Raw genomic sequence first — 24,648 nt, 5'->3', positions numbered from 1 at the left:
AAGAATGAAATTCAACAATAATTTTATTACTTCAACAGGAACATTTTTAATGTTCCTGTTGTTTTTTTCCTGCGGGAAAGAAGAAAAAACCACTAAAGCGAATAATTCATCTTCTAAGGAAGAGCTAAAAGATCTCGCTCAATTTGTAGATCCTATGATTGGTACAGCCAAAATGGGGCATACTTATCCTGGCGCTACGGTACCTTTTGGAAGCATTCAATTAAGTCCGGATACCGATACCATTCCTTATGCGGTAGATGGTAAATACAACCCCGATGTTTATAAATATTGCGCGGGTTACCAGTATGACGATTCTACGATTGTTGGTTTTAGTCATACCCATTTTAGCGGGACCGGCCATTCCGATTTGGGTGATTTCTTAATAATGCCCACCACGGGAGAATTAAAATTGAATCCTGGAACAGAAGCCAATCCCGATAGCGGTTATCGTTCCCGTTTTTCCCACGAAAAAGAAACAGCCGAAGCAGGATATTATAAAGTTTTATTAGAAGATTATAATATTGAAGCTGAAATGACTGCTTCAACTCGTGTAGGAATGCACCGGTATACTTTTGCAGATAAAGAAGAAGCCCATGTAATCCTGGATTTAATGTCTGGTATTTATAATTACGACGATAAAAATGTATGGACTTTTGTAAGAGTAGAAAACGATACTTTAATAACAGGATTTAGACAAACCAATGGCTGGGCTAGAACACGTAAAGTGTTCTTTGCAATGAGCTTTGATAAGCCAATAAAAAATTACGGGCGGGCACGCTACGATAAACAACCTTACAATGGTTTCTGGAGGAAGTTTGACCAGGATGAGAATTTCCCGGAAATAGCAGGAGAAAAAATCAGGATGTATTTTGATTTTGATATGGAGGCCGAAGAAAAACTTCAAATTAAACTGGCAATTTCCCCGGTAAGTTCAGAAGGAGCGCTTAATAATATGAAGGCTGAAATTCCACATTGGGATTTTGATAGAGTTAAAAATGATGCTCGCGAAAAGTGGAATAAAGAATTAAATAAAGTAGTGGTAGATGCTGAAAATGATGCTGAAATGACCAACTTCTACACCGCTATGTATCACTCATTTTTAGGCCCAACCGAATATATGGATGTGGATGGAAAATACCGCGGGATTGATATGAATATTCACCAGGCAGAAGATTTTGTCAATTATACCAGTTTTTCACTTTGGGATACATACCGGGCATTACATCCACTGTTTAATATTTTACAACCCGAGCGTAATAGCGATATGGTAGAAGCAATGCTGGCACATTATGATCAAAGTGTTCATAAAATGCTACCGGTTTGGTCACATTATGCCAATGAGAATTGGTGTATGATTAGTTATCACAGCGCTTCGGTAATCTCTGATGCGATAGTTAAAGGAAATACTGGTTTTTATGAAGAACGCGCTTTAGAGGCGATGGTACAAACTGCTAAAACGGGGTATTACGATGGCCTGGAATACTATATGGAAAAAGGATATGTTCCTGAAGATAAAAATGGTGCTTCGGTGTCTAAAACCCTGGAATATGCTTATGATGATTGGGCCATCGCACAAGCCGCTAAAAAATTAGGCAACCGGGAAGTTTTCGAAGAATTCAGCAAAAGATCTGAAAATTATAAAAATGTTTATGATTCAGCATCTGGTTTTATGCGTCCAAAATTGGATAATGGTGAATTTAAAAGGGAATTTGATGCTTTAGATACTCACGGGCAGGGATTTATTGAAGGGAATGCCTGGAATTATAGTCTCTATGTGCCACATCAGCCCGCCGAAATGATTGAGATGATGGGCGGAAAGCAGCAATTCTCCCAACATTTAGATTCTTTGTTTTCAATGGAATTACCCGATAAATATTTCGAAAACACGGAAGATATTTCGCGTGAAGGAATTATAGGAAATTATGTACATGGAAACGAGCCATCGCACCATGTTGCTTATTTATACAATTGGACCGATACTCCTTGGAAATCTCAGGATAAAATAAGAATGATTCTCAAAGATCAATACCAAACCGGGGCAGATGGTTTAGGTGGAAATGATGATTTTGGACAAATGAGCGCCTGGTATATTTTCAGTAGTTTTGGTTTTTATCCAGTGGCACCCGGTTCTACACAATACGCGTTAGGCAGTCCGGCTATTAATAAAGCAACAATAAATCTGGATAATGGGAATACTTTTACAGTTATTGCTAATAACCAGTCTGCAGAAAATGTATTTGTTTCAAAGGTAGAACTTAATGGAGAAGTTCTAAAAGAGCCTTTTATAGACCATACAGATATTATGGACGGAGGAGAATTAAAATTTTATATGAGTAGCGAGCCAAATAAAGAAATTTATAGAGAAAATAAGTAGAACATGAATCAAAAGAAATCTTATCGTACAGCTTTTATATTTGTTACTATCCTCTTTTTTCTATGGGGTTTTATTACCGTGCTGGTAGATTCACTTATACCAAGATTAAGAGAAGTTTTTACACTTTCTTACTTCCAGGCAGGGATGGTACAATTTGCATTCTTTGGTGCTTATTTTTTACTTTCTATACCTGCAGGATATATTTTATCAAAAATAGGATATAAAAAAGGAATTATTTTAGGTTTGGTTACTATGGCTGCTGGCTGCTTACTTTTTTACCCTGCAGCTTCCTATCGTATCTTCGGAATTTTTATGTTTGGATACTTCACGCTCGCAGCCGGGATTACCATATTGCAGGTAGCGGCAAATCCTTATGTTACTATTTTAGGTCCTGAAAAAACAGCCTCGAGCCGACTTAATCTATCACAGGCTTTTAATTCCCTGGGTACGGCAATTGCACCGGCTTTGGGAGCTTTATTCATTCTTCAGGATAAAGTTAAAACTACTGCCGAGATTGAAGCCCTGGATACTACTGCGCAAACAAGCTATTATGTTTCTGAAGCCTCTGCCGTGCAAACACCTTTCCTAGGGATTGCAGCGTTTATAATAATAATAGCCATTGTTTTCTTTTTCGTAAACCTTCCAAAGGTAGGGGATAAGGAAGCTTCGAATGATTATCGGGGAGTACTAAAGAATAGAAATTTAATCCTGGGAGCCATAGGCCTGTTTTCCTATGTAGGGGCAGAAGTGGCACTGGGAAGTTACATGGTAAACTATTTTTTAAGCCTGGATCTTGCTGCAACGGTGCGAGAAACATCCTTTATGCGTACTATTGCAGGCTGGATTTTGAGTACTGGTGTGTCAGCATCAAGTGATATGGCTGTGGTTGGTGTTTTTGTTACTTTTTATTGGACGGGAGCAATGATAGGAAGGTTTATTGGTTCTTATTTAACAACTATTTTTAACCCAGCTAAGGTTTTAAGTGTATTTGCAATAGGAGCAATAAGTATGATACTTATATCTACATTTTCGGTTGGTCTTGCAGCTATGTGGACCATTATTGCTGTAGGCCTCTTTAACTCTATAATGTTCCCCACAATTTTCAGTCTTGCTTTAGACGGCTTAGGAGATGATAAGGCCCAAGGTTCAGGAGTATTGTGCACCATGATAGTTGGTGGCGCGATAATACCACCGGCTTATGGATTACTAACTGATTCCTATAGTTTTAAAATTGCCTTGATTTTAGTGATGATCTGTTATGCTTATATATTTTATTATGCCTGGACTAACAAAAGAAGAGCAATGGCAATAGAGTAGAATTCCTATATTGATAGCTTAAAGAATAATAGGTGTCAGGTGTTAGTTTATACTTTTAAAATCCTAATGTCTGCTTAAAATCCGAACAATGCAGTACTACAGCTTTCAGAATCAGGTACCTTTAAGTTTTCAGGAAGCATTTGCTTCTTTTTAATTAAATTTTAATTAGAGATATTATTTGAATGGACAGGAGAAAATTCATTAAACAAAATATTGCTGCAACAAGCCTTGCAGGGCTTGGACCGCTTGCGGTTTCCAGGGCTGTTTTCGAGGAAGGTTCTTCTTTCACAAAGAACAAGTTTAAACTATCTTATGCACCACATTTGGGGATGTTTAAGGAACACGCAGGGGAAGATCCTATAGATCAGCTTAATTTTATGGCCGATAGAGGTTTTAAGGCCTTTGAAGATAATGATATGAAGGCTAGGCCTATTGAGCTCCAGGAAAAAATTGCCAAAACAATGGGCAATAGAAATATTACTATGGGTGTTTTTGTTGCTCATAATATTTATTGGTCTGAACCTAATCTTGCAAGTGGAGATGAAACTCTTAGAGAAGAGTTTTTAAAACAAATTAAAGAATCGGTGGAAGTAGCAAAGAGAGTAAATGCCAAATGGATAACCGTTGTTCCTGGTTATGTTGACCAGCGTCAAAATTTACAATACCAAACCGTCCACGTTATCGAAACCTTAAAGATGGCATCAGAAATCCTGGAACCCCACGGAATAATCATGGTTTTGGAACCATTGAATTTCAGAGATCATCCAGGATTATTTTTATCAGGTTCACCCCAGGCTTATCAAATATGTAAGGCTGTAGATAGTCCGTCTTGTAAAATTCTTTATGATATTTATCACCAACAAATTCAGGAAGGCAATTTAATTCCTAATATCGAGGCAGCCTGGGATGAAATTGCATATTTCCAGGTAGGTGACAATCCAGGAAGAAATGAACCTACAACAGGTGAAATAAATTATAAAAATATCTTTAAATTTATTCACTCTAAAGGATATAATGGTATTATGGGAATGGAGCACGGGAATTTAGAGTCAGGAAAAAAAGGAGAGAAAGCGGTAATTGAGGCTTATAAATATAGCGATGATTTTTAGGAAATAAGTGATAAATTCTTGCCAGTATCTAATTGATTAGGTTTTACTGAGTTGTTTAAGGGGAAATTGTTCATTTAGATTGGAGGAAAGAAGGAGAAAGTGTAAGTTAGTAACTCTCTGTAATCCGCTAGCTTTCAAGTTCTAAATCCTTTGATGAAAACTTTTGCAGGTGGTTTTGTAAATGATAAAATCGAAAAATGATCAAACTCTAGAAGTAAAACTTAAAAGCCAGAGCTATTTTATTATTATTTGTTCTCATTAGCTGCCATCCGGCTTCTCAAATTATTCATATCCTCGCTTAATTTTTCATCTAATACTTTTGCGTAATGTTGAGTGATTTTTATTGATCTATGACCTAGCATCTTACTTACACTTTCAATCGGAACGCCGTTTGAAAGGGTTACTGTGGTGGCAAAGGTATGTCTGGCAACATGGAAAGTGAGATTCTTTTCGATTTCGCATACATCGGCAATTTCTTTTAAATAGCTATTTGTTTTTTGATTTGATAGCACCGGTAACAAGGTATCTTTGGGATTTTCAAAGTCTTCATATTTCTTAATTAGCTCTTCCGGTACTGTCAAAAGAGGAACACTGCTTAGGGATTTGGTTTTTGTTCTTTTAAACTTTAACCATTGGCTGCCATCAATTCCCTTAATAATATTCTGTTTAGTTAGCTTTTTAATATCGGAATAAGAACACCCGGTATAGCAGGAGAACAAAAATGCATCCCTTACTTGCTCCATTCTTTGGATGGTAAAGGTTCTTTCCATTATTCTAATAATTTCCTCTTTTGTCAAAAACTCCCGATCTATCATCTGGCGCTTTAATTTTAAATTGTAAAATGGATCCTTCTCCAGCCAACCATTAGCAACAGCAATCCGGACAATTTTTTTCAAATAGGCTAAATATTTTAAAGCGGAGTTATGGGAGAGGTTGAGGTCTGTTTTTAGATAGTAAATAAAACTATTAATGAATTTTATGTCAATATCTTTTACCCGAAAATCATCAGCTTTATAATTAGACGAAATAAAATTGGTTAAATGCTTTTTTGTAGTCCTATAACGTTGAAGAGTTCTATAGGAATAATCTTTATCAACAAGCTTTTGCATTCTTAAATTATGATCTTCAAATATTTGTAAAATTTCTTTTTTTGAATCGTCGTTACCTATAAAAAAATCTTTTAATATAGTTGCCGTAATATTTTCTTCTGAACTCTGAAGTTTTTGAAATATACTATACAACCGGTTTTTCATAATATCCAGATGCCTGTTTATTGATTTAGCTTCACCCGAGTGACCTTTAAAACAATTGGCTTTAGCATTCCATTTGTTTAGTTCTACTTTTCTCATGGTGCTAACTTCAGCTCTTTTCCCATCATAAATTATTCTCATGTAGATAGGTACTTTTCCTTGTTTGTCAGTTTTACTTCTCTTGATATAGAAGAGAATTGATAATAAGTTCTGCATAATGATATATTTTGAATGATAAATCTAAAGAAAAAAATCCAAACAATATAGCTGTAAAAACCATTATATCAATATGTTAAAGGTCATTCGGTGACCTATTTTTGAAATTCAAAAAGGTCACCTAATTGGACACTTTTAATACCTATTCAAATGATATTATTTGATATCGTAAAAAATAAAAAACCCCGTAAACAGTGCAGTTTACGGGGTTTTGGTGTTATTTGTAGGCTTAAAAGTACTCGAGGCGGGAATCGAACCCGCACAACCGAAGTTACTGGATTTTGAATCCAGCGCGTCTACCAGTTCCGCCACTCGAGCAAGTGGATGGCAAAAGTAAAAAATTTTTCTCACCCCCAAATGCTTTTTATAGAATTTTAAAATTTCACTCTAAACTTATTCGTGCGGTGTGAAAGGAATTAATTTCTAAATTTGTAACCCAACAAACAACATTCACAAAAACAACACAACATGCCCAACGTAATTCCCGAGGCCAAAATTTTTTCCTGTACTCAAAGTAGAGAATTAGCTGAAAAAATAGCGGCTGCTTACGGTACTAAATTAGGAAATGTAATAACTTCAACTTACAGCGATGGTGAATTTCAACCTTCTTTTGAAGAGTCGGTTAGAGGTTCTCGCGTTTTTATAATTGGTTCTACCCACCCGGGATCAGACCATTTAATGGAGATGCTTTTAATGCTTGATGCTGCTAAAAGAGCTTCTGCAAGGCATATTACCGCCGTGTTACCTTACTTTGGATGGGCACGCCAGGATAGAAAAGACAAACCTAGGGTTCCAATCGCTGCAAAAATGATAGCAAGTATTTTGGAAACTGCCGGTGCCACCCGAATTATTACTATGGATTTGCACGCCGATCAAATTCAGGGGTTTTTCGAGAAACCCGTAGACCATCTTTATGCCTCTACCGTTTTTCTGCCGTATTTAAGAGAATTGGGATTAGATAATTTAACCGTTGCTTCGCCTGATATGGGAGGTTCTAAAAGAGCTTATGCATACTCTAAAGCTTTAGAAAGCGATGTGGTAATTTGTTATAAGCAGCGTGCTAAAGCTAATGTGATATCGCATATGGAGCTTATTGGTAACGTAGAAGGTAAAAATGTGGTTTTGGTTGATGATATGGTAGATACTGCAGGTACACTAACCAAAGCAGCCAATTTAATGATGGAGCGTGGCGCTATAAGCGTACGTGCTATTTGTACCCACCCGGTACTTTCAGGAGAGGCTTACGAGCGCATTGAGAAATCAAAACTTCAGGAATTAATTGTTACAGATTCTATTCCGCTAAGACAACAAAGCGATAAAATTAAAGTAGTAAGTTGTGCAGATCTTTTTGCCGATGTTATGAGTAGAGTGCATAAAAATAAATCTATCAGTTCTAAATTCATTATGTAAAGCAACTTACTTTCAGTTTTTTAATAGATATTTTCAATCAGGAATCTTCTTTTTAAAGAATTTTAAGTCAGGGTTTTATAGAATGGAAAAAAGCGCTACTTTTGCAGCCTAAAATTTTTCAACAATGAAATCAATTACGATCAACGGATCTAAAAGAGAAAGCGTAGGAAAGAAAGCCACGAAGGCCCTGCGTAATGCTGGACAGGTTCCTTGCGTATTATACGGGGGAGATGCCAAGCCGTTGCACTTTGCAACAGAAGAAATTTCGTTTAACGACCTTGTGTACACCCCAGATGTGCATACAGTGGAAATTAAGTTTGGAGATGGCGAGAAGTTTAACGCTATTCTTCAGGACATCCAGTTCCACCCGGTTACCGATGCTATTTTGCACGTAGATTTCTACCAGATTAGTGATGATAAACCAATCACTATGGAAATTCCTATCCATACCGAAGGTGTTGCGAGAGGTGTTAAAAATGGTGGTGTGCTACGTTACAACTTACGTCGTTTAAAAGTAAGAGGTTTGGCTAACGAATTGCCAGATTATATTACTGCAGATGTAAGTAAACTTAAAATTGGTCAAAAACTTTATGTTACTGCAGTTGCAGACGAGTCTTACGAGATTCAGCATCCAGATAACACAGTAATTTGCCAGGTTAGAACTTCACGTAACATTGTTGCCCTTGAGGACGATGATGATGAAGATGAAGTACCAGCAGACGAAGTACCATCTACTGAAACAGATGATGTTGCTGCAGTTAAAGAAGGAGAAGATAATTAATCTATTCTCTTTTTAGCAAAAATCTAAAAGCATCCCGTTTGGGGTGCTTTTTTTATTTTCAGGTTTCAAATTTATCAGTGGTAAACTACCTTAAAGCCAGCTCCCGCCTCTTGTATGCGAAACAGCATTTTATTTTCAAGACGAGCCCTGGAGTATTTAGTCTCGATTATCGAGTAAAATCTTTTAGTTAGATATTCTAATAATTTTATCTTTACCAAAACAAAACTATGCTGTCTTTCTTCGGAAAAATTCTCAGTAACAAAAAGACTCAGGAAGAAGAACAAGATCCTATGAAGAAATTTTTGATTGCAGGATTGGGAAATCCCGGTCCTAAATATGAAAATACCCGCCATAATATAGGTTTCAAAATCCTTGACTATTTAGCCGAAAAGGAAGAAGTAAGTTTTTCTTCAGAAAAATTGGGCGATGTTGCTAAATTTAAGTTTAAAGGCCGCACTTTTATTATGCTGAAGCCTTCAACCTACATGAATCTTAGCGGGAAAGCAATTAACTACTGGCTTCAAAAAGAAAAAATAGAATTACAGAATTTACTGGTTATTACTGATGATCTAAATTTAGCATTTGGTACTATTCGCCTTAAAACCAAAGGCAGTGACGGGGGGCATAATGGTTTAAAAGACATTCAAAACACCCTAAATACAACTAAATATAATAGGTTTAGATTTGGCATTAGCGATGAGTTTTCTAAAGGCCAGCAAGTAGATTATGTACTTGGAGAATGGGGAGAAGAGGAAAAAAAGCAAATGGGAGAGCGCCTGGAAAAATCAGCCGAATTAGTAAAATCTTTTGGAACGGCAGGCGTTTCAAACACTATGAATTCATTTAACGGAAAATAAGTTGAGTTTGAAAATACATAAAGGTGCAAATGCTTTTAAAGGTGAAAAACAAACCGTAGTTACCATTGGTACTTTTGATGGTGTACACGCGGGGCACCAACAAATTATAAAACGTCTCGTAGATGCCGCAAAAATTGAGAATCTTGAGTCGGTAATCTTTACCTTTTTTCCGCATCCAAGAATGGTTCTGCAAAAGGAAAGTGGCTTAAAACTTATAAATACCATTGAGGAACGCACTGAAATTCTGGAGAAAACCGGTATAGATCATTTGGTGATTCATCCTTTTACTCAGCAGTTTTCAAGACTTACCGCGCAAGAATTTGTGCGCGATATTTTGGTAAATCGCTTAAAAGCGAAGAAAGTAATTATAGGTTATGACCACCGATTTGGTAGAAACCGTACTGCAGATATCAATACCTTAAAACAGTTTGGAGAGGAATATGGTTTTGAGGTAGAAGAAATCACCAAGCAGGAAGTAGACCAGGTGGCTGTAAGTTCTACAAAAATTAGAAATGCCCTGTTAGAGGGGAAAGTAGGACAGGCTAATTCCTTTCTTCAAACCCCTTTTAGTTTAAAAGGAACTGTGGTAAAAGGACGAGGGCTGGGGAAAGAATTTAATTATCCCACCGCCAATTTAAATATTGAAGAAGATTATAAATTAATTCCTAAAAACGGAGTTTATGTAGTTTGTTCTAAAATTGATGGAAAGCGCTACTTTGGGATGATGAATATTGGTACTAATCCCACGGTTGGTGGAAAAGACCAAACCATAGAAACATATTTCTTTAGCCTGGACCAGGATCTTTACGGTGCCGAACTAAAAATTGAAATGCTGGTAAGGATTCGGGATGAGAAAAAATTCGATTCTGTAAATGCTTTAAAAGTTGCAATGAAGCAAGACGAAGCCTTCTCCAGGCAATATATTAAAGATAATTATGCTGAATAAATTGCTTTTTAAGCAGGTAGATAATTCGGCGCTAATTGCTTTCCGAATTATTTTTGGTCTGCTTATTACGCTAGAGGCCGTGGGGGCTATTTTCACCGGTTGGATTAGAAGAACACTCATAGAGCCCGACTTCACTTTTAATTTTATTGGTTTTGAATTCCTGCAACCGCTACCCGGAAACGGAATGTTGTATTACTACGGAATTTTGGGCCTATTTGGCATTTTTGTTATGCTTGGGTTCAAATATCGGTTCAGCATTTTTTGTTATACCATAATGTGGGCCGGGGTTTACCTGATGCAAAAGTCTTCCTATAACAATCACTATTATTTGCTGATGTTACTATGCGGAATAATGTTTTTTCTACCCGCACATCGCTATTTATCTCTTGATGCCTGGAAAAAACCAGATTTCAGAAAGATTTCTATGCCACAATGGGTTTGGGTATTAATAGTGCTGCAATTATGGATCGTTTATACCTATGCTGCAGTCGCAAAATTATATCCAGATTGGCTGGATGGCACATTACCGGCACTTCTTATGCGTGGAAAAGCCGATTACTGGCTGGTAGGTGAATTTCTTCAGAAAGATTTCGTTCGGTATGCGATTACTTATTTCGGAATATTATTCGATTTATTAATAATTCCCGCGCTTTTATGGAAAAGAACAAGGTTGCCTGCTTTTATCCTTGCTATTTTCTTCCATCTGTTTAATAGTTTTATTTTTCATATTGGTATTTTCCCTTATTTATCATTGGCTTTCTGTCTTTTCTTTTTTCCTTCAGAAAAGATTAATAAGTATATACTTCGGAATAAAAAGCCTTACTACGATAAAGCTGAAATAATAATTCCATCTTATAAAAAACCATTAATTACAGTATTATCTATTTGGTTTGTGATTCAAATCGCTCTACCGCTTAGGCATTGGTTTTTTCAGGATAATGTTTTGTGGACAGAAGAAGCCCATCGCCTTAGTTGGCGAATGATGCTACGTTCGCGTTCAGGAAAATCCACTTTTAAAGTAGTTGAAAAAGGAAAAAAGGATACGATTTATGTAAATAAAGCCCGGTATTTAAGTCCGAAACAAATGCGCTCCGTAAGTGCTAAGCCAGATATGATGTGGCAGTTTGCACAATGGCTTAAAGAAGATTATGCCAAAAAAGGCAAGGATATCCAGGTCTTTGTAAAATCAGATATAAGTATCAACGGCCGACCTTACGAAAAATTTATAGACCCAAAAGTTGATCTGGCTTCAGAAAAATGGCAGCACTTTAAACACCACGACTGGATTTTACCTTCAAAATTAGATTAAAAGTCTACAGTGCTTTTCTTACATTTGCAGCTTCAAATTAGGAAATAGAAAGCTATGTTACAGGTTAATAATATCAGGGAGAATAAAGAAGAATTCATTAATGCACTCAAAAAGCGAAATTTTGAGGCCGAGAGTATTCTTGAAGAGGTGTTGCAATTAGACGAAAAACGCCGTGCAACTCAGGCGAAACTCGATGATATTTTAGCCGAATCTAACAGGCTTTCTAAGCAAATTGGGATGATGTTCAAAAATGGTGAGCATCAAAAAGCCAACCTTATTAAAGAAAAAACCGGAAATTTAAAAGAAGATTCCAAAGTGCTTTCCGAGGAGCTTTCTGAAACCGTTGCGAAACTGGAAAGCTTGCTTTATACCATTCCTAACGTTCCGCACAATTCTGTGCCCGCGGGAACTTCAGAAGAAGATAACGAAGAGATCTTTAAAGAAGGCGACGTGCCTGTACTTGCAGAAGGATCGCTGCCGCATTGGGAACTTGCCAAAAAATATGATATTATAGATTTTGAGCTGGGTAATAAAGTAACCGGCGCCGGATTTCCCGTTTATAAAGGGAAAGGAGCCAGGTTGCAACGTGCTTTAATTACTTACTTTTTAGATAAAGCCATCGATGCCGGTTATACCGAATATCAATTACCTCTAATGATTAATGAGGCATCCGGGTTGGGAACGGGACAATTACCCGATAAGGAAGGGCAAATGTACCATATCACAGCCGATGATCTTTATATGATTCCAACTGCTGAGGTACCCATGACGAATATGTATCGGGATCGTTTGCTTATCGATAAAGATTTCCCAATCGCCTGTACCGGTTATACCCCTTGTTTTAGAAGGGAAGCGGGTTCTTATGGTGCTCACGTGCGCGGACTTAACCGTCTACATCAATTTGACAAAGTAGAATTGGTAAGAATAGAAAAGCCTGAAGATTCTTATGCGGCTTTAGATAAAATGGTAGCGCACGTAAAAGATATTTTAGTAGATCTTAAATTGCCTTATAGAATTCTAAGACTTTGTGGCGGTGATCTTGGATTTACAGCAGCGCTTACTTACGATTTCGAGGTGTTTTCTACCGCGCAAGATCGTTGGTTAGAGATTAGCTCGGTTTCAAATTTTGAAACTTTCCAGGCTAACAGGCTTAAATTACGCTATAAAAATAAGGAGGGTAAAAAGGAATTGGTGCATACACTAAACGGAAGTGCTTTGGCCTTACCTCGCGTACTTGCAGGAATCCTGGAGAACTATCAAACTGAAGAAGGAATTAAAGTTCCCGAGGTTTTGGTACCTTACACCGGCTTCAATCTAATAGATTAATTAGCGAAAAATATTGATTCACAGGGCAAATCCTTATCTTTACAGGATGCGCATTGCTTTATTTTTCCTGGTTTTTATTTTCTCTATTTCAGGTGCCCAGGCGCAATCTGAGGTATTGGCGCGTAATTTTTTCGATCAGGGAGAATTTGAAAAAGCGCTTAAAACCTACGAAAAGTTAGTAGCGGAAAATCCGCAGAATACCTCCTATTTTTTCGGCCTGGTAGAAAGTCATCAACAGCTTGAGAATTTTGAGAAAGCTGAAGAATTATTGCGGCAGAAATTAAATAATTCGGCAAATAATCCTACACTTCTCATTGAACTTGGTCATAATTATGAACTTCAGGGCAATGATGAAAGAGCCCAAAAATTCTACGCCGAAGCGCTTAGCGCGGTAGACTCCCGCCCAAATTATGCCTATTCTATAGCAAGAACTTTTCAAAAATATAGCCTTTTAAAAAACGCTGCAGAAACCTACGAAAAGGCGATGGAGCTCAATAACGAACTCAACTACAATTTGCAACTTGCGAGAATTTATGGGGAGCAGGGAAAAATTGAAGCCATGTTCAAGAATTACCTGGAATTGGTAGAAGCCAACCCAGATTTCTTCGCTATTGCCAACCGTGAATTTGGAAAATATATTTCTTCAGATCCTTCTATTGAAGCCAATACGGTTTTTAGAAGGTTATTACTCACAAAACTTCAGCAAAATCCCAGTTTACTTTATAACGAAATGCTAAGCTGGCTTTTTATCCAGGAGCAGGAGTTTCTAAAGGCGTTTGCCCAGGAAAAAGCTATTTATAGAAGAAGCGATAAGAGTTTACAAAGCATTTTGAGCCTGGCCGTAATTGCTCGTGAGGCTGAAGATTATGATGCGGCTACTGAGATTGTAAATTATGTGATAGAAGAAGCCCCTTCAGAAAATATTGTGCTACAGGCTAGCCAGTTTTTACTAAAAATTCGGCTTGAAAATGAAGGCGATAAAGCTTATGCTGAAGTTGAGGAAAAATACCGGGCGTTATTCGAAGAATTTGGGAAAGGAATTAATACACTGGCTTTGCAAATAGATTTTGCTAATTTTTTAGCCTTTAAAATAGACGAAAAAAATACTGCAATAAGCTTGTTAAGGGAGCTTGTCGAGAAAACAACCCGAGATTTCGATAAGGCGCTGGTTAAACTGGCGCTGGCAGATATTTTAGTGCTTCAGGAAAAATTTAATGAAGCACTTATAAATTATTCCCAGGTGCAGAATTTGGTGAAAAATGTTAGAATATCGCAAAATGCCCGATTTAAAGTGGCAAAAACCAGCTATTTCAAAGGCGACTTCAAATGGGCAAAACAACAGTTAGATGTTTTGAAATCTTCTACTTCTCAACTTATCGCCAATGATGCGATGGAGCTTAGTTTGTTAATTGAAGATAATTCTATAGAAGATTCCACACAAACTGCACTTAAAAAATATGCCAGGGCAGATTTGCTGGCTTTTCAGGAGAAAAATTCCGAAGCTATAGAACTTTTAGGAGAAATTTTAAACGATCATAAAGGTGAAAAAATAGAAGATGAAGCTTTGCTGAAACAAGCCCGACTTTTTGAAGAAACTGAACAGTTTACAGCTGCTAAAAATAATTATCTAGGCATCATAGAAAATTTTAATGCAGATATTCTCGCAGATAATGCCCATTATTATTTAGCCGAATTATACGCAAACCGACTGGAAGACCCTGAAAAAGCTAAAGAATATTACGAACAAATAATCTTTAACTTCGCTGATAGTATTTATTTTGTAGAAGCCCGAAAAAAATACCGGGCGCTAAGAGGAGATTACGAAAAAACGCCTTAAAAAACCAATATGTATATATATAATGTAACCATAAATGTAGAAGAAGCAATTCACGATGAGTGGGTGAAATGGATGAAGGATGAACATATTCCCGAGATGCTGGATACCGGAAAATTTAAAAAAGCTTTAATGACACGTGTGATGGTAACCGAGGCTATGGGCGGCATCACTTATTCTGTTCAATATACTACTGAAAACAAAGAAGTTTTGGAGAGATATTACAAAGAAGATGCTGATAGGTTAAGAGGAAAAAGTAAAATTTTTGAAGGAAAATTTGTGGCTTTTAGAACCGAAATGCAGGTAATTAGCGAGCAGTAGATCTATGAGTAAATATAAAAAAAGAGGCAAAACTCCGCAGTCACAAGAAGGCGAAGTAAGAGCAAAAAAACATCTTGGGCAGCATTTTTTAACCGATGAAAGTGTTGCTGAGCAAATAGCCGAAACCCTTACCTACAAAGGTTACAATAAAGTGCTTGAAATTGGCCCCGGAATGGGCGTTCTCACCAAATATCTATTAAAACAGGATGCTGAGGTTCACGTAATAGAAATTGATACTGAAAGTGTTGCTTACCTGCAGGAACATTACCCACAACTGGAAGATAGAATTCATCAATTCGATTTTTTGAAGTATGATGTAGGAACTGCTTTTCGCGACGAAGCTTTTGCGATTATTGGTAATTTCCCCTATAATATTTCAACCCAAATTGTTTTTAAAGTTTTAGAATTGAAACACCAAATTCCTGAATTTTCGGGAATGTTTCAAAAAGAAGTCGCGCAGCGAATTTGTGAAAAGCAGGGCAATAAAACCTACGGAATTCTCTCGGTACTGGTTCAGGCTTTTTATGAAGCTGAATATTTATTTACGGTCCCGCCTTCAGTATTTAATCCGCCACCAAAAGTAGATAGTGGTGTTTTGCGATTAACCAGAAAGGAAAATTTTACGCTGGCGTGTGATGAAAAACTGTTTTTTAGAGTTGTAAAAACAGCATTTCAGCAACGTAGAAAGACGATGCGAAATAGTTTAAAAACTTTCGATTTACCCGATAATTTAAGGGAAGATCCTATATTTGGCAAACGCCCTGAGCAACTCGGTTTTCAGGAATTTATAGATTTGACCCTTAAAATTCAGCCCTATGCAATTTCAAATCAGTAGTGAGTTAATAGAAAAACTAAAATTTCTCGTAGAACAGGAAAATAACGAGGAATTACTATTGCACCTTGAAGACGTGCATCACGCTGATATTGCTGAAATTCTTACCGAACTTTCTTTAGAAGAAGCTACTTACCTGGTTAAACTGCTGGATAGTCAAAAAACTTCTGAAGCCTTAATGGAACTGGAAGAAGGAGTTAGGGAACGTATTTTAGATACCCTTTCGGCCAAAGAGATCGCTGAAGAGTTGGAAGAAATGGATACCGATGATGCCGCCGACATCATTTCTGAACTTTCTCCCGAGCGCCAGCAAAATGTTATTGCAGAACTTGTAGACGAAGAACACGCTGATAATATTGTAGAGTTACTTAGGTATGATGAAGATTCTGCCGGTGGACTTATGGCTAAAGAGCTCGTAAAAGTTAAAGAAAACTGGAGTGTAACCGGTTGTATGACTGAAATGCGTGAACAGGCCGAAAATGTGACCCGTGTACATTCCATTTATGTAGTGGATGATAAAAACAAGTTAAAAGGTAGACTTTCACTAAAAGATTTGCTTACCGCACCCAGTCATGCCAATATTCAGGATGTATATATTCCGCAGGTAGATTATGTGACCGTACATACCGAAGGCGAAGAAGTAGCCCGAATAATGCAAAAATATGACCTGGAAGCTATTCCCGTTGTAGATGAAATGGGCCGCCTGGTGGGGAGAATTACCATTGATGATATTGTAGATTTTATTAAAGAAGAGGCCGAAAAGGATTACCAGATGGCTTCCGGTATTTCTGAAAATGTAGAGGCAGATGACAGCCTGTTAAGATTAACCCGGGCACGTTTACCCTGGTTAGTGCTTGGTCTATTTGGTGGGCTGGGCAGTGTTTATATTATGAAAGGTTTTGAAGAAGCTTTAGAGCAATTTCCAATTTTATTTTTCTTCACTCCCCTAATTGCCGCGATGGCGGGAAATGTTGGAGTACAGTCCAGCGCAATTATAGTTCAGGGACTTGCAAATGATAATTTACGTGGTAGCTTATTACAACGTTTAATAAAAGAAGTTAGTCTTAGTTTAATTAATGGAATTGCTTTGGGAATTCTTGTTATTTTATTCGGACTTATAGTAGGGCAGGATCAATTGGTGAGTATTACCATAGCAGCATCTTTACTTTCGGTAATTATTGTAGCCGCTTTGGTGGGAACTTTTGTGCCAATTATATTAAATAAGCAGGGTATTGATCCCGCGATTGCTACAGGTCCTTTTATCACTACAAGCAATGATATCTTTGGTATTTTCCTCTTTTTCTATATTTCTAAATTGGTACTTGGTTTCTAACTTAAAGGCTTATGGCTTTAAGTTTTAAAAATCATTCTTTAACTTTGGTTTTTCTTATGGAAGTTCTCTGAATAAATCGGGGAAATTAACTTGAATACTAAATTAGGTTGTTCAATTGAGTCTATTGCGTCAAGCTGAACTTGTTTCAGCTTCTAACATATTCGAATTATTATAACATTAGATCCCCGATAAAAATCGAGGCAGGCTCTGAAACGAGTTTAGGATGACGATTCAATAAAACTTTTAAAACAGCCTCAAAAAATCTCACATAGTGAGTTAACAAATGAAACCGCCTTCATTTCAAAATCCATTTTTTCTAACTTAATTTATTTATAATGCGGATAAGCCAGTTTTTGAGCTTAGTCCCGGCGGGCGTTATATAAAAATTAAAAACTCAATTTAGAGCAATGATTATCTTACATTCAGATACCAATCATCCAACTTTAATCAAACAATTACAAGATGCCGGGCATCAAAATATTGAAGGCTTTACCCAATCGCGGGAAGAAACGCTGGAAAATCAACATCTCTACGATGGGATCGTTATTAGAAGTCGTTATACGATAGATCGTGAGTTTATTGATGCGGCACCTAATTTAAAATTTATAGCTAGGGTAGGAGCCGGGCTGGAAAATATAGATGTAGATTACGCTGAAGAACATGGCATCACCTTATTTTCTGCGCCTGAAGGCAACCGAAATGCTGTTGGGGAACATTCCCTGGCGATGCTACTTTCCCTTTTTAATAAACTAAACAAAGCCGATAGAGAAGTTCGTGATGGCCTTTGGCATCGGGAAGAAAATCGCGGTTTGGAATTAGACGGGAAAATTGTTGGAATTGTAGGTTACGGAAATATGGGAAAAGCCTTTGCCAAAAAACTTCGCGGATTTGATGTTGAGGTAATTTGCTACGATATTAAAGAGGGTGTAGGCGATGAACACGTGCGTCAGGTATCCTTAGAGGAATTTAGAGAGAAATGTGATGTGGTGAGCTTGCACACCCCCTGGACGCCTGAAACCGATCAAATGATCAATAAAGAATTTATAGATGCCTACAAAAAGCCATTTTGGTTTATCAATACTGCTCGCGGAAAAAACGTGGTTACGGCAGATCTTGTAGATGCATTAAAAGACGGTCGTGTTCTCGGCGCCGGTCTGGATGTTCTGGAATACGAAAAAGCTTCTTTTGAAAGTCTTTTTTCAAATAAAAAGAACGTTTCCCTAAGTATAGAAAACCAGATTCCAGATGCTATGCGAGAACTTATGTTTTTGAATAACGTGATTTTGAGCCCCCACGTTGCCGGTTGGACCGTAGAATCTCACGAGAGACTGGCGAGCGTAATTGCTGGAAAAATTATTGATAAATTCGGAAAAGGAGAAGCGAAGTAATTCTTCTAAATAGATTAAACCTCACAGGTCTCTAAGACCTGTGAGGTTTTTTTATGATTATTCGTTATTGCGAGGAAGCGATAGCAGACGCGGCGATCTGTAACTTGTTTTAGTAATTGATCGTGGCAAAATTATTTCTACCGAATTATCGTATTTTCAGGAAAATTAATTCAGAAAAAATGGATAAAAGAGTTACAGGAATTGGTGGGGTTTTCTTTAAAACCAAAGACCCGAAAGCGGTAAAAGAATGGTACAGCAAGCATTTAGGTTTAAATACCGATCAATGGGGTTGCACGTTCTGGTGGTTGGACGAAAAAGGGAATAAATGTTCTACGCAATGGAGTCCTTTCAAAGAAGACACCGAACATTTTAAACCTTCCGAGAAAGATTTTATGATGAATTACCGCGTTGAAAATCTTGAAGAATTACTGGAAACCTTAAAAGCCGAAGGCGTGCAGGTATTCGATGAAATTCAAAGTGTGGAAGAAGGGAAATTCGGCTGGATTATGGATTTGGAAGGAAATAAGATTGAGCTTTGGGAACCAAACGATAAGGCTTTTCTCTAAGCTAAAACATTCTTTTTTAAGTATAAACAGAAAAAATATTTAATTCTTCTTTTTTCTAATTCTTATTAATCGTAATATTGCGATATACAAATATTAAAATTATGAAAACATCAGAATTATTCCATTTGCTAAAACAACACGAGCAAAAGCCCCTGTTGTTTGAATATGCACCTAATTTATTGGTTGGTGCAAATTATCATATAACCGAAGTAAAACACCTAAAAATAGACTCGGTAGACTGCGGTGCGGGTACCGATACCTGGAACGAAACCATTATTCAGCTTTGGGAAAGTCCGGAGGAAATTGGAAAAACGGAATATATGCAAGTTTTTAAAGCCCTGGCGATCCTGGAGAGAGTAGGGCAAATGAAAGCTTACGATATGGATGCTGAGGTAAAATTTGAGTATAGCAATGCTAATTTTCATACCGCACAATTATTTGTGACCGGTTTTACTATTAAAAACGGAAATTTACTAATGAAACTAGACGTAAACCCAACCGACTGTAAAGCGAAGGAAACTTGCGGAGTCGCAGAACCTGCGATGGAAAGTGCTAACGAATGTGCACCCGGTGGCGGTTGCTGCTAAAAAACCTTATATGAAAAACGTACTCGTACTTTGTACCGGAAATTCCTGTAGAAGCCAGATGGCACAGGGATATTTAGAACATTTTGCCAAAGAAAGAGCTAAAATTTATAGCGCCGGAATTGAAGCTCACGGTTTAAATAAAAAAGCGGTGGCGATTATGAAAGAAGATGCGATAAATATTTCTCATCACACTAGCAATAATGTAGACGAATATAAAGAAGTGGACTTTGATTTTATTATTACCGTCTGCGATCACGCCAATGAAAACTGCCCGTTTATTCCTTCGAAAAATGCGCTAAGGTTGCATCAGAATTTTAAAGATCCCTCGAAAGTAGAAGGTTCAGAAGAAGAAATTCAGGAAGCTTTTAAAACCACCAGGAACCAAATAAAAGACTGGTGTGAGAAATTTGTGAATGACTATCTATAAAACAAAAAATGCTGTTTGATCATTCCAACGTCATCCTGAACTTGTTTCAGAGCCTGCCCCGATTTTGGATCGGGGATCTATCATTTGGGAACTACCAAACAGCATTTTATAGTTTGATCTCTGTCTTAATTATTCTGGCTCAATTCTACTAACGCAGATTTAATTGACTCCTGACCTTCAAGTGCCTGGAATGCCATATTTTTTCCTAATGGGTCTGCAAGGCACATTACAAGAAGAAAAGCTACATCGTCTCTTGAAATTTCGCCTTGTTCTTCCAGTTTAAGCGCTAATTTTACCTTGGCAAGTCCCATATCATCTGTAAGTCGGCCTGGTTGTACTATTGTGTAGACAATGCCGCTATCTACTAAATAATCATCGGCTTCTTTTTTTGCTTTTAGGTAATGCTCCAGGTCTCCGCCTTCTTCCGGTTTATCGGTTCCCATAGCGCTAAGCATAATAAATTTCTTTACGTTGAATTTCTTAGCAGCGTCAACCATTTTTTTAGCACCTTCCTGGTCCACAGAGGTGGTCTTTTCGGGGCCGGTGCTTCCGCCAGAACCAGCAGCAAAAATTACCCGGTCAATTCCTTTAAAAGCGTGTTCTATATCACCTTCAAGATCGGCCATTACACTTTCTACTTCCATATCGTCAAAGATTTGCTTTTGCTCTTCTTTACGAATCATTGCCACGGGTTTAAAATTTTCGGTGTTATTTAAAATCTCAATAACCCTTTTTCCTGTCTGTCCGGTAGAACCGGCTATTAATATTTTTTCCATTCTTTCTTATAATTTTAATCAAATTGAAGATAAGGATGAATTAAAAACCTTCATAATGATTACTTCAGAATAACATGAAATTAACAGCTTAATGCTCTAAATTGAACTTTGCTTCCAGTTCTTTCTGAAATTCTTCCATCACCGGTTTTACCGTACTTTCAGGTAAATCTGCAATTCTAATATACATTAAACCGTCTACTGCATTATTGAATAGCGGATCTACATTAAAAGCCACCACCTTCGCATTTTGCTTGATATACTTCTTGATTAATACCGGAAGGCGCATATTTTCGGGTTCAATTTCATCAATAATTTTATCGAATTTATTAAGATCGGCTTCACTGGCGTCAAAAACGAAATCTTTATCGGCGTCTTTTAGTTTTACTTTAAACTCTTTTTTCGGCTTAATATATTGCGCTACATAAGGATCGTAATAATGAGATTTCATAAACTCGATCATCAGCGATTTTGAAAAATTTGAGAATTTATTGCTGATGCTTACTCCGCCAATCAAGTACTTATGCTCGGGAAAACGTAGGGTACAATGTACAATACCTTTCCAGAGTAAAAATAACGGCATAGGTTTTTGTTGATATTCTTTAATGATGAAAGCGCGGCCCATTTCTATAGACTGGCTCATCATTTTATGCAATTCGGGCTCAAATCTAAATAATTCCTGAAGGTAAAACCCGTCAATCCCATGCCTTGCATAAATTTCATTTCCCATTCCCATACGGTAAGCGCCGGCTACTTTTTTAGCTTCATTATCCCATAAAAATAAATGGTAATAATATTCGTCAAATTTATCAAGATCGGTAGCATTGTTGGTGCCTTCACCTATTGCTCTAAAGGTGATTTCTCGAAGTCTTCCAAGTTCGGCTACAATATGCGGAATAACCTCTTTTTTTGCCAAAAAAACTTCATAATTCTTGCTGGATAGCAACCGTTTATCCATTCTTCGGCAGTTCTCGACTTCGGTCTCCATCAAAATTTCTTCCGTCTCCTTGCCAATCTTTTTCGGGCTTTTTGGTAATTTTAGATTTCTTGGGATTTTTTCAAAAAGCTTTTTCTTTTCAAAAACGTTAGCGAGCATATAAGTTTTTCGGCGTAAAAAAGCCGTGAACGCTTCCAAATTAGTATGCTCCAATTGATCTTCTACCGATATTGGATTTCCAATGCGTACTTTTATTTTTCGCTTCTTTTGGGTAAGCATTTCGCTCGGAAGTTTGGCGGTGCGAAAAATATCGTTCATCGATGCCAGGCGGTAGAAAAAAGTGGAATTCTTGGCGTGAAAATAAATTGGCACTACCGGTACTTTGGCTTTTTGAATAAGCTTCATTGCTGCCGGTTCCCAGGGCTTGTCTACAATTAATCTTTCATCTTTATGCGTGGAAACCTCTCCCGCCGGGAACATTCCCAGTGCATGTCCTTCCTTTAAATGGGAAATAGCTTCTTTAATTCCGCCTAAACTCGATTTAGCATCTTTATGATCTTCAAAAGGATTTACCGGCATTATGTAAGGCTTCAAGGGGTCTAAACGATGAAGTAGGAAATTTGCGATAACCTTATAATCTGAACGCTGCTGCAGCATTAATTTCATCAAAATCATTCCATCAATCCCGCCTAGCGGATGATTTGAAATGGTGATAAATGGACCCGATTTTGGAATTCGTTTCAGATCTTTTTCCGGAATATCAAAATCAATCTCAAAACCTTCTAAAATTGAATCTATAAAATCTATTCCGTTTAAGCTTTTTCGTTTTTGATACTCTTTGTTCAGCCTGGAAAGTTTGGTAGTTCTAAGAATTAACCACCCAATTGAGGTTCCCACAGGACCCAGTTTTTGGAGGTTCATTACTTTGGCTACTTCCCTGGCGCTTACAATTCCCATTTAAATTTAATTAATAAGATTAAAGATAGAATTTTAATTACGGGTTACAATTTGAAGCGTGTTATGAGTTAACTGTTTTAGCAGTATTTCTTTATCTTTTTCAAGGCTTTTTTTCGCTTCCTCGTTAAAGTGTCTTATGGTATATAAAGAAACTCCCGGCACAAAACTTACTTTAAACCTGGCTTTTAAATGCTGAAGTAATTTTTCTAATTGGTTGAATTTATTATCTACACAAACCGAAAAACTAATGGCTGAATTCTGAATTAAATCGACTTTCATCTGATATTGATGAAAAAGCCTAAACACCTCGCTGATATTTTCCTCTACCATAAATGAAAAATCCAGTGTAGATAATGAAATTAGAACCAGGTCTTTTTTAACGATAAAACATGGGATTTCAGGAAAAATAAGCTGGCCTTTTCCTACTTTGGTTCCCTCACTTTCCGGTTTTAGAAAAGGTTTCACATAGAGCGGAATTTCCTTCTGTTGCAGCGGTTGTAAAGTTTTGGGATGAATTACCGAAGCGCCGTAGAATGCGAGTTCAATAGCTTCTTCATAAGAAATATGTTGTAAAAGTTCAGGATTTTTAAATTCTCGAGGATCGGCATTTAAAACTCCCGGTACATCTTTCCAGATAGTTACATTTTCAGCATTTAAACAATAAGCAAAAATGGCGGCGGAATAATCACTTCCTTCGCGGCCCAAGGTGGTGGTAAAATTGTTAGAGTCTGACCCTATAAAACCCTGGGTGATATTTACACGTTTTATATCTAATTTTTCCTGAATAATTTCTTGAGTTTCTTCCCAGTTTACACCGGCATCCCGGTAAACACTATCGGTTTTTATAAAATCCCGGGCATCTAACCAATTATTATGTATGTTTTGAGAATTCAAATAATCACTCACAATGGTTGTAGAAACCAACTCACCGTAGCAAATTACCTGATCGTAAACAAAGTCGTATTGCTCAGATTTATTATGCTGAAGAAAATTTCTAAGTTCAGTAAATAAGTTCTTTATTTTATTAAAGATTGGGGCATTGGTATCTAAGAAAAGTTCGTTGATTATTTGAAAATGATCATCTTCAACGGTTTTAAGACTTTTTGGAACTTTTTTTTCAAAAAGATAATCTTTAATAACAATTTCCAGGGCATTGGTGGTTTTACCCATTGCCGAAATCACAATCACTTTTGGGCCATTCCCGGTTTTTTCTAAAACATTTTGAACATTTTTTACCCCGGCTGCATCTTTTACCGATGCGCCTCCAAACTTAAAAACCTTCATAAAATTTTAATCGATATTTTTCTGAATTCCGGTTTCATCCATATGTACAGTGTACCAGTTTTTCTTGATATCTGCCCCGGTATTTTCATAGAATTCTTGGGCATTCTTGTTCCCTTCAGAAACTACCCACTCTACTCTTCTAACGCTATTTTCGTGACCATATTTCACCACTCTTTTGTAGAGGGCGCCACCAAGTCCCGTACCTCGCATACTCTCTCTAACAATTAGATCTTCAAGATGCACAGTGCGACCTTTCCAGGTAGAAAACCTAAAGTAAACCAGGGCCATTCCTTCAATTTTACCTTCTACTTCGGCAACAAAACATTTAAAATTGCCTTCATCAAAGCCTTCGTGCTCAAGATCACTAACGTGAATTTCAACCTGATTTGCTGCGCCTTCGTAACTGGCAAGCTCTTTTATAAGTTCCAAAACTGCGGGCATATCTTCCCGCTTAGCTTCGCGTATAACGTATTCCATAAGTTTGGTGTTTCTACAAAAGTAGGAATAGATTTTA

The 24,648-nt window shown here is 37.2% G+C and carries 22 protein-coding genes and 1 tRNA gene; 17 read left to right on the top strand and 6 right to left on the bottom strand.

Translation table 11 applies throughout. From position 1 onward, the window contains the following. Positions 1 to 4: 4 nt before the first annotated feature. From FG27_RS08040 to FG27_RS08030, 3 genes are all read left to right on the top strand, one after another. Positions 5 to 2,374, top strand: a complete 2,370-nt coding sequence (locus FG27_RS08040) for a GH92 family glycosyl hydrolase (RefSeq protein ID WP_081912606.1) — start codon at positions 5 to 7, stop codon at positions 2,372 to 2,374. A gap of 3 nt (positions 2,375 to 2,377) precedes the next feature. Next, the gene (locus tag FG27_RS08035) at positions 2,378 to 3,691 is read left to right on the top strand and encodes a sugar MFS transporter (protein WP_037317821.1); all 1,314 of its coding nucleotides are present in this window, start codon (positions 2,378 to 2,380) and stop codon (positions 3,689 to 3,691) included. A gap of 182 nt (positions 3,692 to 3,873) precedes the next feature. Further along, positions 3,874 to 4,800, top strand: coding sequence for a hydroxypyruvate isomerase family protein (locus FG27_RS08030; RefSeq protein ID WP_037317819.1), 927 nt, complete (start codon positions 3,874 to 3,876; stop codon positions 4,798 to 4,800). A 245-nt stretch (positions 4,801 to 5,045) separates the two neighbouring features. Here FG27_RS08030 and FG27_RS08025 read toward each other — a convergent pair whose 3' ends face one another. After that, positions 5,046 to 6,266 carry a site-specific integrase gene (locus FG27_RS08025; protein ID WP_037317817.1) on the bottom strand — a complete coding sequence of 407 codons (1,221 nt, stop codon included), beginning with the start codon at positions 6,264 to 6,266 and terminating at the stop codon, positions 5,046 to 5,048. A gap of 236 nt (positions 6,267 to 6,502) precedes the next feature. Next, positions 6,503 to 6,584, bottom strand: a tRNA-Leu gene (locus tag FG27_RS08020). A 150-nt stretch (positions 6,585 to 6,734) separates the two neighbouring features. On the opposite strand from FG27_RS08020, the gene FG27_RS08015 reads away from it, so the two are divergent. From FG27_RS08015 to FG27_RS07950, 14 genes are all read left to right on the top strand, one after another. Beyond that, complete coding sequence (locus FG27_RS08015; RefSeq protein WP_037317812.1) at positions 6,735 to 7,676, top strand: ribose-phosphate pyrophosphokinase; 942 nt, start codon at positions 6,735 to 6,737, stop codon at positions 7,674 to 7,676. 124 nt (positions 7,677 to 7,800) lie between these two features. Continuing rightward, on the top strand, positions 7,801 to 8,457 hold the full coding sequence (locus FG27_RS08010; protein WP_037317809.1) for a 50S ribosomal protein L25/general stress protein Ctc: 657 nt from the start codon (positions 7,801 to 7,803) through the stop codon (positions 8,455 to 8,457). Positions 8,458 to 8,684: 227 nt separating this feature from the next. Continuing rightward, entirely contained in the window at positions 8,685 to 9,314 is a 630-nt protein-coding gene (gene pth, locus FG27_RS08005) for an aminoacyl-tRNA hydrolase (RefSeq protein WP_037317806.1), read from the top strand. Positions 9,315 to 9,321: 7 nt separating this feature from the next. Beyond that, a complete protein-coding gene (locus tag FG27_RS08000; protein ID WP_037322044.1) occupies positions 9,322 to 10,260 on the top strand; it encodes a bifunctional riboflavin kinase/FAD synthetase in 939 nt (312 codons plus the stop codon). Beyond that, positions 10,250 to 11,569, top strand: coding sequence for an HTTM domain-containing protein (locus tag FG27_RS07995; protein ID WP_037317803.1), 1,320 nt, complete (start codon positions 10,250 to 10,252; stop codon positions 11,567 to 11,569). The genes FG27_RS08000 and FG27_RS07995 overlap by 11 nt, the downstream gene beginning before the upstream one ends. Positions 11,570 to 11,623: 54 nt before the next feature. Beyond that, positions 11,624 to 12,895 (top strand): serine--tRNA ligase, encoded by a 1,272-nt coding sequence (serS, locus tag FG27_RS07990; RefSeq protein WP_037317801.1) that lies wholly within the window; start codon positions 11,624 to 11,626, stop codon positions 12,893 to 12,895. 46 nt (positions 12,896 to 12,941) lie between these two features. Then, on the top strand, positions 12,942 to 14,732 hold the full coding sequence (locus tag FG27_RS07985; protein WP_037317798.1) for a tetratricopeptide repeat protein: 1,791 nt from the start codon (positions 12,942 to 12,944) through the stop codon (positions 14,730 to 14,732). Positions 14,733 to 14,741: 9 nt separating this feature from the next. Beyond that, positions 14,742 to 15,050, top strand: coding sequence for a DUF4286 family protein (locus FG27_RS07980; protein ID WP_037317795.1), 309 nt, complete (start codon positions 14,742 to 14,744; stop codon positions 15,048 to 15,050). A 4-nt stretch (positions 15,051 to 15,054) separates the two neighbouring features. Beyond that, positions 15,055 to 15,885 carry a 16S rRNA (adenine(1518)-N(6)/adenine(1519)-N(6))-dimethyltransferase RsmA gene (gene rsmA / locus FG27_RS07975; RefSeq protein ID WP_037317792.1) on the top strand — a complete coding sequence of 277 codons (831 nt, stop codon included), beginning with the start codon at positions 15,055 to 15,057 and terminating at the stop codon, positions 15,883 to 15,885. Further along, entirely contained in the window at positions 15,866 to 17,215 is a 1,350-nt protein-coding gene (gene mgtE, locus FG27_RS07970; protein ID WP_037317789.1) for a magnesium transporter, read from the top strand. Before rsmA ends, mgtE begins: the two co-directional genes overlap by 20 nt. 407 nt (positions 17,216 to 17,622) lie before the next feature. Continuing rightward, entirely contained in the window at positions 17,623 to 18,603 is a 981-nt protein-coding gene (locus tag FG27_RS07965) for a 2-hydroxyacid dehydrogenase (RefSeq protein WP_037317787.1), read from the top strand. 179 nt (positions 18,604 to 18,782) lie between these two features. Beyond that, complete coding sequence (locus tag FG27_RS07960) at positions 18,783 to 19,169, top strand: VOC family protein (protein ID WP_037322043.1); 387 nt, start codon at positions 18,783 to 18,785, stop codon at positions 19,167 to 19,169. 101 nt (positions 19,170 to 19,270) lie between these two features. Further along, positions 19,271 to 19,756 carry a DUF6428 family protein gene (locus tag FG27_RS07955; protein ID WP_037317784.1) on the top strand — a complete coding sequence of 162 codons (486 nt, stop codon included), beginning with the start codon at positions 19,271 to 19,273 and terminating at the stop codon, positions 19,754 to 19,756. A 10-nt stretch (positions 19,757 to 19,766) separates the two neighbouring features. Then, a complete protein-coding gene (locus tag FG27_RS07950; protein ID WP_037322042.1) occupies positions 19,767 to 20,183 on the top strand; it encodes an arsenate reductase ArsC in 417 nt (138 codons plus the stop codon). Between the two features lie 125 nt (positions 20,184 to 20,308). On the opposite strand, the gene FG27_RS07945 is transcribed toward FG27_RS07950, so the two are convergent. The 4 genes from FG27_RS07945 to FG27_RS07930 form a co-directional block, all read right to left on the bottom strand. Further along, entirely contained in the window at positions 20,309 to 20,959 is a 651-nt protein-coding gene (locus FG27_RS07945) for an SDR family oxidoreductase (protein WP_037317783.1), read from the bottom strand. An 88-nt stretch (positions 20,960 to 21,047) separates the two neighbouring features. Next, positions 21,048 to 22,850, bottom strand: coding sequence for a lysophospholipid acyltransferase family protein (locus FG27_RS07940; protein ID WP_037317780.1), 1,803 nt, complete (start codon positions 22,848 to 22,850; stop codon positions 21,048 to 21,050). A 33-nt stretch (positions 22,851 to 22,883) separates the two neighbouring features. Next, a complete protein-coding gene (locus FG27_RS07935; protein ID WP_037317777.1) occupies positions 22,884 to 24,134 on the bottom strand; it encodes an aspartate kinase in 1,251 nt (416 codons plus the stop codon). Positions 24,135 to 24,140: 6 nt separating this feature from the next. Next, complete coding sequence (locus FG27_RS07930) at positions 24,141 to 24,611, bottom strand: GNAT family N-acetyltransferase (protein ID WP_037317775.1); 471 nt, start codon at positions 24,609 to 24,611, stop codon at positions 24,141 to 24,143. Positions 24,612 to 24,648 lie beyond the last annotated feature (37 nt).

The organism is Salegentibacter sp. Hel_I_6, assembly GCF_000745315.1.
In the GTDB taxonomy this organism is placed as follows: domain Bacteria; phylum Bacteroidota; class Bacteroidia; order Flavobacteriales; family Flavobacteriaceae; genus Salegentibacter.
Note: the sequence above shows the minus strand (reverse complement) of the source record. Positions and strands in the feature narration are given on the sequence as shown.